Annotated in this window: 10 protein-coding genes; 6 read left to right on the top strand and 4 right to left on the bottom strand. The window is 70.1% G+C overall.

Annotated elements, in window-relative coordinates:
- Positions 1–23: 23 nt before the first annotated feature.
- Positions 24–599, bottom strand: a complete 576-nt coding sequence (locus COA17_RS00730) for a TetR/AcrR family transcriptional regulator (protein ID WP_066484256.1) — start codon at positions 597–599, stop codon at positions 24–26.
- Positions 600–741: 142 nt separating this feature from the next.
- Between COA17_RS00730 and COA17_RS00725 the strand changes: the two genes are divergently transcribed.
- Positions 742–3,117, top strand: coding sequence for a TonB-dependent receptor (locus COA17_RS00725; RefSeq protein ID WP_096609535.1), 2,376 nt, complete (start codon positions 742–744; stop codon positions 3,115–3,117).
- 14 nt (positions 3,118–3,131) lie between these two features.
- On the top strand, positions 3,132–4,403 hold the full coding sequence (locus COA17_RS00720) for a cytochrome P450 (protein ID WP_096609533.1): 1,272 nt from the start codon (positions 3,132–3,134) through the stop codon (positions 4,401–4,403).
- 9 nt (positions 4,404–4,412) lie between these two features.
- Here the strand turns inward: COA17_RS00720 and COA17_RS00715 are convergent, their stop codons facing one another.
- Entirely contained in the window at positions 4,413–4,691 is a 279-nt protein-coding gene (locus COA17_RS00715) for a UvrB/UvrC motif-containing protein (protein ID WP_096609531.1), read from the bottom strand.
- Between the two features lie 62 nt (positions 4,692–4,753).
- On the opposite strand from COA17_RS00715, the gene COA17_RS00710 reads away from it, so the two are divergent.
- Positions 4,754–6,433 carry a sulfotransferase family protein gene (locus COA17_RS00710; protein WP_096609529.1) on the top strand — a complete coding sequence of 560 codons (1,680 nt, stop codon included), beginning with the start codon at positions 4,754–4,756 and terminating at the stop codon, positions 6,431–6,433.
- Positions 6,434–6,443: 10 nt separating this feature from the next.
- On the opposite strand, the gene COA17_RS00705 is transcribed toward COA17_RS00710, so the two are convergent.
- Positions 6,444–7,616, bottom strand: a complete 1,173-nt coding sequence (locus tag COA17_RS00705) for an acyltransferase family protein (RefSeq protein ID WP_096609527.1) — start codon at positions 7,614–7,616, stop codon at positions 6,444–6,446.
- A 25-nt stretch (positions 7,617–7,641) separates the two neighbouring features.
- Entirely contained in the window at positions 7,642–10,422 is a 2,781-nt protein-coding gene (locus COA17_RS00700) for a TonB-dependent receptor (protein WP_245857439.1), read from the bottom strand.
- A gap of 253 nt (positions 10,423–10,675) precedes the next feature.
- Between COA17_RS00700 and COA17_RS00695 the strand changes: the two genes are divergently transcribed.
- The 3 genes from COA17_RS00695 to COA17_RS00685 all read left to right on the top strand — a co-directional run bounded on the left by COA17_RS00695 (position 10,676) and on the right by COA17_RS00685 (position 16,405).
- Positions 10,676–13,264: a family 20 glycosylhydrolase gene (locus tag COA17_RS00695; protein WP_096609525.1), complete on the top strand. Its 2,589-nt coding sequence runs from the start codon at positions 10,676–10,678 to the stop codon at positions 13,262–13,264.
- Positions 13,255–15,456 (top strand): beta-glucosidase family protein, encoded by a 2,202-nt coding sequence (locus COA17_RS00690; protein WP_096609523.1) that lies wholly within the window; start codon positions 13,255–13,257, stop codon positions 15,454–15,456. The genes COA17_RS00695 and COA17_RS00690 overlap by 10 nt, the downstream gene beginning before the upstream one ends.
- A gap of 67 nt (positions 15,457–15,523) precedes the next feature.
- Positions 15,524–16,405, top strand: coding sequence for a PaaI family thioesterase (locus COA17_RS00685; protein ID WP_096609521.1), 882 nt, complete (start codon positions 15,524–15,526; stop codon positions 16,403–16,405).
- Positions 16,406–16,446: the final 41 nt, after the last annotated feature.

Genomic DNA, 16,446 nt, shown 5'->3' with positions numbered 1-16,446 from the left:
ATGCGCGGATCACAAGGCCGCGATCACGACAGCCGCAGCGAATCGACCAGCAATTCCGCCGCGACCGCCGGCGCCGGTGTCAAACCACCCTCAATCCACGCCAGCAGGAACCCGCTGATCGCACCCGACAGCATCCCGACCGTCAATCGCGCGACGTGCCGGTCGGCACCGCGCGCCAGCACCTCGCGCATCGTGGCCAGCGCCGCCACCTGCTCACGGAACAGCGTGACCGCATTGGCGCCCGCCGACCCGTCCAGCAACGCCTGGTACAGGCGCGGCTGCGAGCTGATCCGTTCGAGCGCGAACCGCGACGTCGCGACATGCGCGTCGCGGATCGGCGTGCGGGCCAGCGCCAGCCGCTCGGCCAGCGCACGCTGCTCGACCAGGTCCCCGCGCAGCCGGTCGACCAGCAGCGCATCGACCCCGGAATAATGGCGATAGAAGGTCGGGCGGCCGACGCCGGCCTCCTGCGCGATCAAGCTGACCCCGATCGCCGAATATTCCATCCGCTCCGCCAACCGGCCCAGCGCCGCGTGCAACGCGGCGCGCGTCCTGCGCTGCCTCTCGTCCAGCCTGTCATGCGGTCCAACGGTCGCCATGGCATCGCATACGCTCACCGCCGCCCGCCCGCAAACCGGCCGGCAAAGATAAGATACACTTGTTCCATATGTGCGACGGTGTTAGCATCGTCGTGACGAGGCGCCCGCGACGAGGCGCTCGATAGTTGGGAGAGGAACAGCGATGTCGCTGAACAAATGGCGTATTCTGGCGTCTGCCGCCCCGTTCGCACTGGCCGTTCCGGCCCATGCGCAGGCACCTGCACCGGAGGCGCCCGCGCCGGCCGCACAGCAAGCCAGCGGCGGGCTTGAGGATATCGTCGTCACCGCGCAGCGCCGTGCCGAGAATATCCAGGACGTGCCGATCGCGATCACCGCCGCCGATGCCGATACGCTGGCGACCGCACGGGTCGAGAACGTCTCGAACATCCAGGCGATCAGCCCCAGCATCAGCTTCCGCGCGACGAACATCTCCACCTCGTCCGCCAATGTCATCATTCGCGGGCTGGGCACCACCGGCAACAGCCGCAGCTTCGAAGGATCGGTCGGCGTCTTCATCGACGGCGTCTATCGCAGCCGTGCCGCCTCCGCGCTCCAGAACTTCCTCGACATCGACAACCTCCAGGTGCTGCGCGGGCCGCAGGGGACGCTGTTCGGCAAGAACACGACCGCCGGTGCGCTGCTGCTGACCTCCACCAAGCCCAGCCTCGACCGGACCGAGGGGCTGGTCGACCTCAGCTACGCCAATTACGAAACCGTGCTGGGGCGCGCGGCCGTATCGGTGCCGCTCAGCGACACGCTGTCGGTCCGCATCGCGGGCCTGGCGGGCAAGCGCGACGGTTTCTACAAGGATTCGACCACCGGCCGGTCGCTTAACAACGATTCCAGCCAGGCGGTGAAGGGTCAGTTGCTGTTCGAGCCGAGCGCGGACCTGACGATCCGCCTGATCGGCGACTATGCGCATAGTTCGGGCGACTGCTGCTATGCGACCAGCGACTATATCAACGGCCCGACGCAGCCGCTGATCGACGCGCTGACCGTCGCCAACGGCCGCCGCGTACCGTCGCGTCGGCTGGAAGACTTCCAGGCTTCGCTCAGCGCGCCCAGCCTTCAGTCGATCGAGGATTACGGCGGCACCGCGCTGGTCAACATCGGCGTGGGCAACGGCGAGATCCGCTCGGTCACCGCGCTGCGCCGCTTCACCCTGCAACAGACCGATGCCGACGCCGATTTCTCCGGTGCCGACGTGCTGAACCTGGATGAAGGGTTCCGCAGCAAGTTCTTCTCGCAGGAACTGACCTATAATGGCAAGATCGAGGCGCTGAACGCCGACCTGGTCGTCGGCGGCTTCTTCTCCGACGAGCGGCTGACGATGAGCCGCAACCTGTACTGGGGGACGCAGGCGCAGACCTACTGGAACGTCGTGCTGGGCGGGGCGGGCCTGCCGGCGGGCACGGTGTCGGCGGTGAACGGGCGCGTCGCGACCGAGTTCATGGGCGGGCGTTCCAAATCCTACGCCGGCTTCGCGCATCTCGACGCGCGCCTGAACGACCGGTTCAGCGTGATCGGCGGCATCCGCTATTCGATCGAGGAGAAGCAGGGCGCGTTCCGCTACGGCTTCTACGATCCGCGCCCCAATGCGGTGTTCCGCGTGCTGGGCATCTCGCCGGGCCCCGGCTACGACCGGTCGACCACCGACAAGGCGTTCAGCGGCACCGTGGGTCTGCAATATCGCCCGGTCAACGACGTGATGCTGTACGCCACCTACAATCGCGGCTTCAAGGCGGGCGGCGTGAACATCGACGCCAATGGCGCCGGCACGCTGCTGAACAATCCGACGGAATTCGCGGCGCTGCCCGCGGCGGTGCAGGGCCTGATCCTGGCGGTCAACCCGGGCAGCACGGTCACCGCCCCGCTCAACCCGGTGTACAAGCCCGAAACGGTCAACGCCTATGAAATCGGCGGCAAATTCGAATATCTCGACCGCCGCGCCCGCACCAACATCTCGTTCTTCTACTACGACATCTCGAACGTGCAGGTGGCGCAGTTCGTCGGCCTGCGCTTCACCGTGCTCAACGCGCGGTCGGCGACCGACTACGGCGTGGAGATCGAGAACCTGTTCCAGCTGACGCCCGCGCTGACGCTGGGTCTGGACGGTACATGGCTGCCGCATGCGCAATATGGCGACGATCCGACGATCGATCCGGTACTGTCGGGATCGCGGTTCCGCTTCGCGCCGAAGTTCCAGGGCAATGCCACGATCAACCTCGACCAGCCGCTCAATGACGAAATCAACCTGACCGGCCGCGTGCAATATCAGTACAGCGGCAGCCAGCTGATCAACACCGCCTCGCTGGCGCAGCGCGGCGCGGTGCATGTGATCAACGCCAATCTCGGCCTGAAGCTGCGCTCGGGGCTGACCGTGGAGGCGTTCGGGCAGAACCTGACCAACGAAATCTACCCGACGCAGGCGTTCAACACCCCGCTGCAGACCGGGGACCAGAACGCCTATCTCGCCCCGCCGCGCACCTATGGCCTGCGCGTCCGGGCGTCGTTCTGAGCGGGAGGCGATCGATGGAAGCGTTCGACGTCAACCAGATCGCCGACCCGGTCCTGTACGGGGATCCGGCGCGGCTGCAGGCGTTCATGACGTGGCTGCGCACCGAACACCCCGTCGCCCGGGCGGAGCCGCCCGGGTTCCGGCCCTTCTGGGTGCTGACCCGTCACGCGCACATTCGCGAGGTGGAGCGGCGCGCGGACATCTTCAACGCCGGCCCGCGCAACACGCTGATGCCGATCGAGGTGGAGGAGATGAACCGCCAGTTCTTCGGGCTGGAGGCGGGCGTCGAATCGCTGGTGACGATCGACGGCGCGCGGCACCTGGAATTGCGCGCGATGACGCAGGATTATTTCCTGCCCAAGAACATCCGCCGGCTGGAAGCGATGGTCGACGGGCTGGCGGAGGACTTCGTCGGGCGGCTGCGCGGCTATCCCGACGGGCGCTGCGACGTCGCCGCCGATGTGGTGTTCTGGTATCCGCTGCGCGTCGCGATGACGATCCTCGGTATCCCGCCGGCGGACGAGGCGCGGATGCTCCAGCTGACGCACGAAATCTTCGGGGCGAGCGACCCGGCGGTGCGCCGCCCGGGGCTGACGATCGGCGAGCATCTGACCGCGGTGGTGCAGGAATATGGCGCCTTCTTCGCGGAGGTGAACGCGCGCAAGCTGGCCGATCCGCAGGACGACGTCGGCACGCTGATCGCGCGCGGGCTGGAGGGCGCACGCGACCTGACGCCGTCGGAACGGCTGGGCTATTACGTGATCGTCGCCACCGCGGGCCATGACACGACCGCCGCCTCGATCGTCGGGGGGATCACCGCGCTGATCGAGGATCCGTCGCTGATCGCGCGGCTGCGCGACGATCCGGCGCTGGTCAAGAGCTTCGCCAACGAGGCGATCCGCTATACCGCGCCGGTCAAGCATTTCTTCCGCACCGCGACGCAGGATTACACGATCGACGATATCGTGATCCGCGCGGGCGACCATGTGATGCTCAATTACGGCGCGGCGACCCGCGACGATGCGGTGTTCCCCGATGCGCAGCGGTTCGTCGCGGATCGCAGTCCTAACAATCACCTCGCCTTCGGCTATGGCCCGCACCAGTGCCTGGGGCAGTTCGTCGCCAAGCTGGAGATCGAGGCGTTCTTCCGCGCCTTCGCGCACAACGTCGCGTCGGTCGTGGCGGACGGCCCCGCATTGTACACGCAATCGGCGTTCGTCAGCGGGATCCGCAGCCTGCCGGTCCGGCTGGAGATGACGGGCGAGGCAGCGCGCGCCGCCCACTGACCGCGCGCGTCATCGCCGCTTGCCCCCACGGCGGTGCGTCATCAGGTCGGGGCGGGGCGGCGGCACCCAGCCGGCGGGCGGTTCCACGCGCTGCCGGCTGGTGCCCAGCCCCATGCTGCCGGGGCGCTGGCGTTCTAGCCCGTGCGTATCGGCGGCGGCGGCCTGTTCGTCGCTGGCGCCGCCACGGATCAGGTTGATGCGATCGCGCAGCCGCCGCGCCTCCTCGAAATCCAGCGCCGCGGCGGCGGCCTCCATCTGCGCGTGCAGCGCGGCGATATCCTCGGTCATGCCGCATCAACGCACCATCTGCGCGATCGGTGCGCGTGAGAACCGTGCTAGGCCGAAACGCGATGACGGCCCCTGCCACGATCGATTCGCTGCGCCATGCGCTCCACGCCGGGCAACACGCCGCGGCGGCGCGCGATGCCGAACGGCTGCTGGCGGCCAGCCCGGACGATACCGACCTGCTGGAAATCGCCGCCATCGCCGCGGAGGCGGGCGGCGATCGCGCGCGCGCCGAACGCCGGCTGCGCCATCTGGTGGCGATCGCCCCCGATGCGCTGTGGGCGCGCGACGATCTGGCGCATTTCCTGCTGCGCCACGGCCGCGCCGATGAAGCAGAGGCGGTGGCGCGCGACACCATCGCGCTCGCCCCCGACGCCCCGGCCGCGCACGCCTTCATCGGCCAGCGGATGATCCAGCGCGAGGCGCTGGTGGAAGGTGCGTGGCACCTGCGCACCGCGCGGCGCCACCTGCCCGCGGCGGAGGCGGCGCAGCTGGCGCCGGCGCTGGGCCGCGCGCTGCTGCGGTTGGGCGAACCGCAGGAGGCCGCCGCGCTGGCGCGCGAGGCGCTGGCGGCGGCATCCGCGTCGCTTGATGCCGCGACGCTCGCGACCGAGGCGGCCGAGCAATCGGGCGATGCCGCCGCGGCCGAGGCGGCCTTTGCCCATGCCGAACGGATCGCCGTCGCGACGGGGCGCGACGTCGCCTTGCTGGGGGCGCGCGTGCTGGCGATCGGCGCGCGCTGGCGCGACGCTCTGACGCGGCTCGACCGGCTGCCCGACGATGCCGGCGGCGCCGCGCTGCTGCTGCGCGGGCGGCTGCGCGACCGCGCGGGCCGGCATGAGGCAGCGTGGCGCGATATCGTGGCGGGCAAGGCGCGGCTGGCCCGCCCCTATGACCGCGACGTGGTGGAGCGGCGGTTCGCGCAGCAGCGCGCCTGGCCCGCCGCCCTGCCCGCCGCCCCGCTGCGCCCCGACATCGCGCAACCCGTGTTCATCATGGGGATGCCGCGATCGGGCACGACGCTGCTGGAACAGATCGTGTCGGCGCATCCCGATATCCGTGCCGGCGGCGAGCTGCCGTTCGTGGCGGAACTGCGCGCCTTCGCCCATCGGCTGCTCGGTACCGACGTGCCGCTGCCGGTCGCGGTGGCGCGACTGCGGATCGCCGACCGGCATCACCTGCCCGCCCTGTTCCGCGACTTCTACCTCGCGCGGGCCCGGCAATACGGGCTGGACGGCGGCGCACGGCTGTTCACCGACAAGATGCCGCTGAACGAGGTCGACGCCCCGCTGATCCGCCTCGCCTTCCCCGACGCGCCGCTGCTGCTGATGCGCCGCCACCCGCTCGACACGTTGGTATCGGTGATGGCGCACGACATGACGCACGGCGCGAACTGCGCCTACCGGCTGGAGGATGCCGCGCATCATCTGGCGGGCGTCTCCGACGTCGTTGCCGACTATCGCGACCGGCTCGGCATCGCGCCGCTCATCGTCCGCTATGAGGATCTGGTGACCGACCCGGAGACGCAGGTCGCGCGGGTGATGGCCGCGATCGGGCTGCCGCCGCACCCGGCACAGCGCGATTTCCACCGCCAGTCGCGCCACGCCCCCACGCCCAGCCATGCGCAGGTGCGCGAGCCGCTGCACGCCCGCGCGGTCGAACGCTGGCGCCCCTACGCCGCCGCGCTGGCGCCGATCGTGCCGGTGGTCGCCGCCGCGCTGGAACGGGGCGGCTATACCGCCTGATGCCGCGCGGTCAGACGCGCAGATACCAGCCGCGCTTGTCCATATAGGCGATCGGATACCAGACGATCGCGACGAAGATCGCCACCGGCACCAGCGCCGCCACCTGCGTGCCCACCGCCGGGGCCAGGCAGCGGAACGGCAGCTGGATCGCATCGCCGGTCAGGATGATCGACGCCAGATCGTGCAGCACATAGGCGGCGATCGCGTTGCGCCCGAAACTGCCGAACAGGTCGCCCTTCGTCGCCGGGCGGTCGTCGCGATCGAACCAGCCGTGGAACATTCCCAGCAGCGCCACCGTCAGCCCGGTGGACAACAGCACGAAGCTGCTGGTCCACAGGTTCTTGGCGATCGGGAACACCAGCCCCCACGCCAGCCCCGCCGCCATCCCCGCGATGCCGGCCACGAACAGCCGTTTCGCCGCGGCGGTCACGGGCTGGCCGCGGCGCAGGTAATCGCCCGCCAGCGTCCCCAGCAGCCCCTGCGCGATCGCGGGCAGCGTACCGAGCAGCCCCTCGGGATCGTAGCCGTCCGGCCCCTTCACATAGCGCCAGTTGCCGAACACCGCGCGGTCCACCCAGGACACGAAATTATGCCCCTGCACCCATAGGTCGGTGGCGCTGCCGTCGGGCATCGGCAGCAGGCACAATCCCCAATAGCCGACCAGCAGCACCCCCGCCGCGATCGCGCGCGCCCGCCCGCTCATCCGCGGATACAGGATCGCGCAGATCGCGAAGACGATGCCGATCCGCTGCAACACGCCGGGCAGGCGCGGCACATATTTGTGGAAGTCCGCCAGGAAGAACATGTGGCCGAGCAGCAGGCCCAGCAGGATCATCCGACCCGCGCGCGCCAGCACGCGCCGCGTCGCCGCCGCGCTCGCCGCATCGGGCTTGGCGGAAATGGCGATCGACACGCCCACCATCGTCAGGAACGCCGGGAATACCGTGTCCGCCAGCGTGAAACCGGCCCAGTCGGCGTGCAGCAGCGGCGCGAACACCGGCCCGTCCAGCCCCTGCACCCCGGCGGTGGCGTTGACGGTGATCATGCCCGCGACGGTCACCCCGCGCAGCAGGTCGAGCGAGCGCAACCGGCGCCCGGCACGGTCGTGCGGATCACGCGGTCCCGTCGCCACCGGCCCGACGGGCGCATCGGCTGCGGGGGAGGAAAGGTGCGTCGCGGTCATGTCCGTTCTCTCCCCGATCGTTCCATCAGTAGGTCAGCCGCAACCCGAGGTAGACGGTGCGCCCGTTGTCGTAATAGGCGCGCGGGATCGCCGGGTCGCCGACGAAATAATAGAGTTTGGCGTTGGTGATGTTCTGCGCATCCGCGCTCAGCGCGATATGCGGGGTGACATGGACCAGCAGCGATCCGTCGAGCTGCCCGAACCCGTCCTGCCACATCGGCGTCGCGCGATCGATGCCTGACCGGAACTTCGACCGGTAGCTGTACGCCAGCCGGGTGCTGATCAGCTTGTCCTCGTAATAGCCGGTCAGGTTCCAGGTATGTTTGGAATTGCCGTCGATCTCGCGGCTGAAATTGTCCGCCGCGGTCACCGCGTCGGCGTTCTTCTTCGCATCCGAATAGGTGTAGTTGGCGATGAAGCCGAACCCGCCGTAGATCGGCTGCTGCCAGTTGACCTCCACGCCCTTGTTGACGCCGCCGCCGCCGTTGACCGGCTCCTCGATCAGGAAGGTGGCGCCATTGGGGTGCAGCACGGTGCGGTAGAAGCGCCGCGACGTCGTGGTGGTGATGTAGTTGCTGATGTCCAGCGCGAAGACACCGACCGACAGCAGCGCCTGCGGCCCGTAATAGAATTCCGCCGCCAGGTTGAACTGCCACGCGCGGAACGGGTCGAGCCGCGGGTTGCCCCCCGCGCTGCCCGACAGGCTCAGGTCGTCGAGCGAGAAGGCGCCGGCCAGCTGCGCATAGCCCGGCCGCGACATCACCTTCGCCACCGCCGCGCGCAGCAGCAGCTTGTCGGTCGCGTTATAGGTCAGGTTGGCGCTCGGCAGCACGTCCCAGTACGACCGCCCGTCGTTCACCGCGCCGAACTCGCCGAACTTGTTGATGATCGTTGGCGTGACGTTGGGCGAATATTGCAGCGTGCTGATGTCGGTGTGGATGCTGCGCAGGCCGATGTTGCCGCGCCAGTTGCGGTCGTTGCCGACCTTCGCCATCGCGTAGAAGGCCGCATCGTCCTCCTTCACCGAGAAGCTCGACGGCGGGTAGAAGGCCTCGCTGACGCCGCCGCGGGTGTTCAGGATCGCCTCCACCTTGCCCAGGTCGGCCAGCGAATAGCGCGTCGCCGCGCCGATCCGGCGGTTGAAGTCCGCCGGGGTGGTCGCGCCGGCATAGACGTCGAACAGCCCGATCTGGTTGGTGTTCGACGCGCCGTTCTGCGGGTCGACCGCCGGCGTTTCGTTACCCGCCCACAGGATGCCGGTGGCGTTGACCGCGCGCTTGTGGCTGGTGAAGCGCGCACCGGTCTTGATCGAGCGTAGCCAGCTCGAGTCGGGATACTGCTGCTCCAGGTCGGCCTGGGTGTAGAATTCCGTGTCGGGCGAGATCGTCGAGCCGCCCCACGTCCCGCTGAAATAGTTCTTCAGATAGGCCGCCGACGTCGGATCGGTCGGCAGGCCGGGATAGCTGATCGTCGCGCCCTTGCCCGCGATCGCGTAGCTCATGCCGGTCTGCCAATAGCTTTCCCAGGCCCGCTCCTTGCTGGTTTCGCCACGCCCCTCGGTATAGCCGATGTTGGCGTGGACGGTCAGGTCGTCGGCCGGGTTCCACTTGGCCTCCAGTGTGCCGTTCCAGGTCGAGGAGAAAGCGCTGCGGAAGATATCGTCCTGCACGCGCCCGAACGCCGGCTGTCCGCCCGCACCGGTCGCCCCCCAGGCGGCGGAGGTGAGGTAGGTGATCCCGCCATAATCCTTGGTGGTATACTGGCCCAGCGAATAGCCCGGCCTCCCCGGCGTGGAATTCTCCGTCACGAGCTTGCTGGTCCACGCCATGCTGTTCACGTTGACGTTATTGGCGCTCATCCGCGTGTACAGGCCGGTCGCGGTCAGCTCCAGCCGGTCGGTCGGCTTGAACTGGACGGTGACGGTCCCGCCCTTGCGGATACGCTCCTGCGTGAAATAGGCATTGCCGATCAACGCCGGATAGGCGACGTCGACGCCGCTGCCGGCGAAATCCTCCTGCGTGGCATAGCCGAGGAACTCCTGCCCGTCGCGGCGGAACGCGCGCGCTTCGTAGAAGCCGGCGGCGAGCACGCCCAGCGTCCCGGCCTTGTTCTTCCAGCTCGCCACGCCCGACACCTGCGGCTTCCACTTGTCGGACAGGTCGTTGTAGACGCCCTGCGCGGTCAGGTTGAACGTGCCCGACGGCAGGTCCAGCGGCATCCGGCTGTGGACGTTGATCGTGCCGCCGATCCCGCCTTCGGGAATGTCCGCCTGCGCGCTCTTGTACACCTCCAGGCTGCCGACGATCTCCGACGGGAACATGCTGAAGTTGAAGCTGCGCCCGCCGTTCGCCTGGTCCAGCACGAACCAGTCGCCGGTCGCCAGGCTGTGCCCGTCGAGCAGCGTCAGGTTCAGTTCCGGGTCGGTGCCGCGGATCGACACCGACTGGTTTTCACCGAAGCCGCCGCCCGCCGACGAACCGGTGACGACGTTGACCCCGGTCAGCCGGCCGAGCGAATCGGCGACGTTCTTGTCGGGGAACTTGCCGATATCCTGCGCGGTGATGACCTCGGACACCATGTCAGACTTGCGCTTCTGGTCCAGCGACGCCTGGATCGAGGCGCGGATGCCGGTGACGACGATGTCGTTGCCATCCTCCTGCGCGCCGCTGCGCAGCTGCGCGGCGCCGACCTCACCCTGCAGCTGCTCGGGGGCAACGGCGGGCGGTGGCGCATCCTGCGCCCGCGCGGTGGCCGATGTGGCCAGTGCCATCATGCTGACGGATGACAGTATCCCCTTGACGAACATCACCGGCCCCCAATGCAAATGTAATTGTTTGGTATTATCGACTGCTCCCCGCCGCGTTCGATTCACGGTCGCGAAACAACTGATGTGGGCAAGAAAGCACCGTTCCGGCACGCGATGCAAGCCCAAATGTTACCTGTGTGTGTCTGTACGTTTCTAACGTCATATTTTGGTATTGTGCATCGGGGCGTGTCGTGACACCATTCGGTCCGACGGGCATCACGACCCGCGCACTATCCGCATCGGAAGGACCGGGATGCCGTTGATCGCGTCGCTGCTCGCCTCACTGCCCCTCGCCGTCCCGGCCCCCGCGCCCGATCTCGCCGCGCTGGCCGCCGGGCTGGGCTATCGGGTGAGGGTGGTCGACGATCGCCCGGCGACGTGCCCCCCGCCGGCCGCGGACCCTGCCTCCGCGCCGGTGCCGGCAGGCGCCGCCGGCCCGCCGCCCCCGCGCTGCATGATCGCCGATATCGACATCGACACCCCCGCCGGCGTCGCGGTGCCCGCCGGGCTGGAGATTCGCACCAGCCTGATCGGCAGCGTCCTGGCGATCGACAGCGACGATTTCAGCAGCCGGACCGTCAACGGTGACGTGACGGTGTTCGCGCTGAAGCCGGGCCGCACGCTGGCGCCGGGGCGGCATTACCGGCTGCGCCTGACCACCACGGTGCCATTCTTCTCGCGCTCGTTCGTGATGCCCAACGCCGCGCTCGCCGCGCCGGGGCTGGCGCCGGTGGTGATCGCGGCGACGCGCCCCGGCACCGATACGGCGACCGGGCTGGAAACGCAGCCCTATGTCGCGCCGATGACCGACGAGCCGCGGCTGGCGACCGCCGATGCGGTCGACCGCAACGTCTGGCTGACGCCCGCGCGCGCCTTCGCCCGCTACGCCGCGCGGGGGGAAGCGGCGCGCCCCGATATTGCGATCCTGCCCGCACCCACCCATGTCAAGCGCCCGGATGGCGCCCCGCTCGACCTGACGCGCGGGGTGCGCGTGGCGCTGCGCGGGGTGGCGCGCGCCGCGATCGCCCCCGCGCTCGACGGTCTCGCCCGCGCCGGGGTGGGAAGCGGCACGGTGCCGCTGTCGATCGCGGTCGGCGATGCGGCGCTGCCGGCGGAGGGCTATCGCCTGACCGTCGACGCACGCGGCATCGCCATCGCCGCGCACGACGCAGCAGGCGCGGCCTATGCGCTGCGGTCGCTGGCGCAGCAGGCCGCGCATGAGGACCGCCGGATGAAGCCGCTGACGATCGCCGATGCACCGCGGCTCGGCTATCGCGGGCTGCACATCGACATCGCGCGTAACTTCCACAGCCGTGACGAGATCCTGCGCATCATCGACCAGATGGCGGCGATCAAGCTCAACACGCTCCACCTCCACCTCGCCGACGACGAAGGCTGGCGGATGCAGATCGCGGCGCTGCCCGAACTGACGCAGGTCGGCGCCTACCGCTGCCTCGATCTCGACGACCGCACCTGTCTGCAACCGCAGCTGGGGGCCGATCCCGCGCGCGATGCGCCGACCAACGGCTATCTGACGGGGCGCGACTATCTGGCGATCCTGGCGGCGGCAAAGGCGCGGCAGATCACCGTCGTCCCCTCGTTCGACATGCCCGGCCATTCGCGCGCCGCGATCAAGGCGATGGAGGCGCGTTACCGCCGGCTCGCCGCCGCCGGGCGGATGGCGGAGGCGGAACGCTACCGGCTGGTCGAACCCGCCGATACGACGCGCTACCGCAGCATCCAGCTGTACGACGACAATACGCTGAACGTCTGCATCCCGCAGACCTATCGCTTCCTCGACACCGTCGTCGCGGCGATGGCGCGGCTCCATGCGAAGGCCGGCGTGCCGCTGCGCCTCTATCACATCGGCGCGGACGAGACCGCGGGCGCGTGGCGCGATTCGCCCGCCTGCCGTGCGGAGGCGGCGCGCACCGGCACCCCGATCGCGCATCTCGGCGCGCGCTTCGTAGAGCGGGTCGCCGCGATGCTGGCGACGCGCGGCATCCGCGCGGGCGCGTGGAGCGACGGGCTGACCCATGCCGATGCCGACAAGCTGCCCGCGCAGATGCAATCCTATGTCTGGGGCGGTCTGTTCGGGCCGGGCGTGGCGGAGGCGCACACCCATGCCAACCGCGGCTGGCCGGTGATCCTGTCGATCCCCGATGTCACCTATCTCGACATGCCGCAGGCGGTGTCGCCGGACGAACCCGGCGCGACCTGGGCCACGCGCGAGATCGACCTGTTCCGCCTCTACGCCTTCATGCCCGGCAATTTGCCCGCCAACGGCGCGGTCGTCACCGATATCCTGAACCGGCCGGGGACGATCGCCGATCCGGTGCCGCTCGCCCCCGGCCATCACGTCGCCGGCATCCAGGGGCAATTGTGGAGCGAGATGATCCGCCGCGATTCGCAGGTCGAATATATGCTGTTCCCGCGGCTGTTCGCGCTGGCGGAACGCGGCTGGTCGACCCCGTCGTGGGAACCCGCCTATGTTCCCGGCGCCAGCTATGCCTATGGCGACGCACGGGTCGACAGCGCCGCGCTGCTGGCCGGCTGGCGCGACTTCGCGGGGCGCGTCGCCGAACGGCTGACCGCGCTGGAGGGCGACAATATCCTCTACCGGCTGGCACCGCCCGGGGCGCGGATCGTAGCGGGCCGGCTAGAGGCGAACAGCGAACTGCCCGGCACCGCGATCGACTATCGCCCCGCCGGCGGCGCCTGGACGCGCTACACCGGCCCGGTCGCGGTGGGCGGCGCGACCGAACTGCGCACCGTTACCCGTGACGGCCGCCGCGTGAGCCGCACCGTCACCGTCGCCCCGGCGCGCGCCGCATGGCAGTGACCCGGCTCGCCGCCGCCGCCCTCGCGCTCGCCGCGCCGCTGCTGCTCGGCGCCGCCCCCCGCGCCGACGACTGGCACGATCCGTCGCTCTCCCCCGATCGCCGCGCCGCGCTGGTGCTGGCCGCGATGACCCGCGAGGAAAAGCTGGCGATGGTGATCGGCGAGTTCGCGTCGGAACAGGCGGGCAAGCCCGATACGCATCCCCCCGCCGCGGCGCGCGAAGGATCGGCAGGCTATGTCGCGGGCGTGCCACGGCTCGGCATCCCCCCGCTATGGGAAGCCGATGCCGCGATGGGCGTCGCGACCCAGCCGACGGCGCGCACCTCGCGCCCGGCGATCGCGCTGCCCAGCACGCTGGCGACGATCGCCAGCTGGGACGAAGGTGTCGCGCGGGCCGGCGGCGCGATGATCGGCGGGGAGGCGCGCCGCTACGGCTTCAACGTCCTGCTCGCGGGCGGGATCAACCTGACGCGCGAACCGCGCAACGGCCGCAATTTCGAATATGGCGGCGAAGACCCGCTCCTCGCCGGGCGGATGGTCGGCGCGCAGATCGCCGGCATCCAGTCGAACCATATCGTCTCGACCGTGAAGCATTACGTCCTCAACGCGCAGCAGACCGACCAGTTCACGCTCGACGCGCGGATCGATCCCGCCGCGCTGCGCCAGTCGGACCTGCTGGCGTTCCAGATCGCGATCGAGCGCGGGCGGCCGGGCGCGGTGATGTGCGCCTACAACATCGTCAACGGCGCCTATGCGTGTGAAAACGCGCCACTGCTGCGCGACCTGCTGAAGCGGCGCTGGAGCTATCCCGGCTGGGTGATGTCGGACTGGGGGGCTGTCCATTCCACCGTCGCCGCCGCCAATGCGGGGCTGGACCAGGAATCCGCCGCGACGTTCGATGCGCAGCCGTATTTCGGCGCGCCGCTCGCCGCCGCAATCGACGCCGGCCAGGTGCCCGCCGCGCGGCTCGACGACATGGTGCGGCGTATCCTGCGCTCGATGTTCGCCAACGGGCTGTTCGACCACCCGCTCGCGATCGCCCCGATCGACGCCGCCGCCGATACCGCGGTGGCGCAGGATGCGGCGGAAAAGGGCGCGGTGCTGCTGCGCAACGCCCGCGCCACGCTGCCGCTGCGCGCCGCGGCCCTGCGCCGTATCGTGGTGATCGGCGGCCATGCCGACGCCGGGGTGCTGTCCGGCGGTGGCTCGTCGCAGGTACATCCGCCGGGCGGATCGGCGGTGAAGGGGCTGGCGCCGACCGGCTGGCCCGGACCGGTCATCTACCTCCCCTCGTCGCCCCTCGCGGAGTTGCGCCGCGCGCTGCCCGGGGTCGCGATCGACTATCTCGACGGGCGCGACCCCGCCGCCGCGGCGCGCGCCGCCGCCCGTGCCGACGCCGCGATCGTTTTCGCCACGCAATGGACCGCCGAATCGCAGGACACCTCGCTCACCCTGCCCGATGCGCAGGACGCGCTGATCGACGCCGTCGCGCACGCCGCGCCGCGCAGTATCGTCGTGCTGGAAACCGGCGGCGCGGTGCGGATGCCCTGGGCGGAGCGCGTCGATGCGATCCTTCAGGCCTGGTATCCCGGCGCCGGCGGGGGCGCGGCGATTGCGCGGCTGCTGACCGGTGCGGTCAATCCGTCGGGCCATCTGCCGATCACCCTTCCGCGCGACGACCGCGCCGGCCGCTGCCGCCCGTTCACGGGCGCGCCGTCGCCGGGCGCGCGCTTCACCGTCGATTATTGCGAGGGCGCGGCGGTCGGCTACAAAGCGTTCGACCGCGACGGCATCGCGCCGTTGTACCCGTTCGGCCACGGCCTGTCCTATACCCGCTTCGCCTTCGCCGCACCGCGCATCGCCCACGACGCGCGCGGCATCCGCGCGACCACCGTGATCCGCAACACCGGCGCACGCGCGGGCGCCGCAGTGGCGCAATTGTATGTCGAGCGGGTCGGCGGCGGCTGGGAAGCGCCGCGGCGGCTGGCCGGCTGGGCGCGGCGCACGCTCGCGGCGGGCGCGCGACAGACCGCGACGATCGCGATCGACCCGCGCCTGCTCGCGACGTTCGACACCGCCAGCGGCCAATGGGTGATCACCCCCGGCCGCTATCGCTTCCGCATCGGCGCCTCCTCGCGCGATCTGGGGCCGCCGGTCGACGTCACGCTGCCGGCCGCACGCTTCGGCGCGTGACGGCGGTTCAATCCTTTCGCAAACCGCTTTAGGAACCGCGCCTGACGGACAAGGGGAGAGAAGCGCGATGCGGCCACCGATCACGATCCAGCCGGGCGCCGCGACCCGGGCCGGCGTTCCGGGCGGCGATCCCGATGCGCACCTTGCGTCCATTCCAGCCTGCGGCGCACTGGGAATGCGTGTCGTCGCGGACGGCGATCATGCGCTGGCGCTGGCGCTCGATCCCCGGCTGCCCGCGACGCGCAGCGCCGGCAACGGGATCGATCCGGGTGCCGCATTGCTGCTGGCGGATCAGGCGACCGCCAACGGCATCTTCGCAACAATGTCCGCGCCCAGCCCGATGATGACGCTGCAATTGCGCGTCGACTGGATCGCGCCGCCGCGCGCCGGTGCGCTGGTCTGCGCCGTCGCGGACGTCGTACGCGACGGCGATCTGGCGCTGGTGCGCGGCATCCTGCGCGACGACGGCGGTCTGTCGGCCACGGTGACCGCGCGCTATCTGGTCGGCGCGATGCCCGGGGGTTTTCGCGACGTGCCGGTCGGCGACGGCATCACGCCGCCCAGCGATGCCGCGTCGTTCGATGCCTGGCTGGACATACAGGACGGCGGCGAGACGCTGACGATCATCCCGCGTCCCGATCATGTCGGCGCGCGGTTGCTGCCGGCGTTCCACGGCGGGGTCGTGTCGGCACTGATCGAGCGCGCCGGGCGCCGCCATCTGGCACCGGGGTTCCGCGCGCTGGACACCGACGTGCGCTTCCTGGCGCCCGCGCGCGCCGATCTGCCGCTGCACGCCAGCGTCCAGCCACGACGCAGCGGCCGCCGTGCCGCGACGATCGACGTCACCGCCTATCAGGACGATCCGGCCCGCCCGGTCGCGGTCGGCCGGCTGACCGCGGTCAGCGACGCGGCGGGCACGGTGACCGCCTATCGCCTGACGCGCGGCTAGCCCGCCGCCCGCCGCCCGCCGTCCGCCAAAAAATCGGCGAA

Source organism: Sphingomonas ginsenosidimutans (assembly GCF_002374835.1).
Taxonomy (GTDB): Bacteria; Pseudomonadota; Alphaproteobacteria; order Sphingomonadales; family Sphingomonadaceae; genus Sphingomonas; species Sphingomonas ginsenosidimutans.
Note: the sequence above shows the minus strand (reverse complement) of the source record. Positions and strands in the feature narration are given on the sequence as shown.

What these genes read in the sequence shown, in the direction of transcription:
- COA17_RS00730 (WP_066484256.1), bottom strand. Translation starts at nt 599, where the DNA reads ATGGCGACCGTTGGACCGCATGACAGGCTGGACGAGAGGCAGCGCAGG.
- COA17_RS00725 (WP_096609535.1), top strand. Translation starts at nt 742, where the DNA reads ATGTCGCTGAACAAATGGCGTATTCTGGCGTCTGCCGCCCCGTTCGCA.
- COA17_RS00720 (WP_096609533.1), top strand. Translation starts at nt 3,132, where the DNA reads ATGGAAGCGTTCGACGTCAACCAGATCGCCGACCCGGTCCTGTACGGG.
- COA17_RS00715 (WP_096609531.1), bottom strand. Translation starts at nt 4,691, where the DNA reads ATGACCGAGGATATCGCCGCGCTGCACGCGCAGATGGAGGCCGCCGCC.
- COA17_RS00710 (WP_096609529.1), top strand. Translation starts at nt 4,754, where the DNA reads ATGACGGCCCCTGCCACGATCGATTCGCTGCGCCATGCGCTCCACGCC.
- COA17_RS00705 (WP_096609527.1), bottom strand. Translation starts at nt 7,616, where the DNA reads ATGACCGCGACGCACCTTTCCTCCCCCGCAGCCGATGCGCCCGTCGGG.
- COA17_RS00700 (WP_245857439.1), bottom strand. Translation starts at nt 10,422, where the DNA reads ATGTTCGTCAAGGGGATACTGTCATCCGTCAGCATGATGGCACTGGCC.
- COA17_RS00695 (WP_096609525.1), top strand. Translation starts at nt 10,676, where the DNA reads ATGCCGTTGATCGCGTCGCTGCTCGCCTCACTGCCCCTCGCCGTCCCG.
- COA17_RS00690 (WP_096609523.1), top strand. Translation starts at nt 13,255, where the DNA reads ATGGCAGTGACCCGGCTCGCCGCCGCCGCCCTCGCGCTCGCCGCGCCG.
- COA17_RS00685 (WP_096609521.1), top strand. Translation starts at nt 15,524, where the DNA reads ATGCGGCCACCGATCACGATCCAGCCGGGCGCCGCGACCCGGGCCGGC.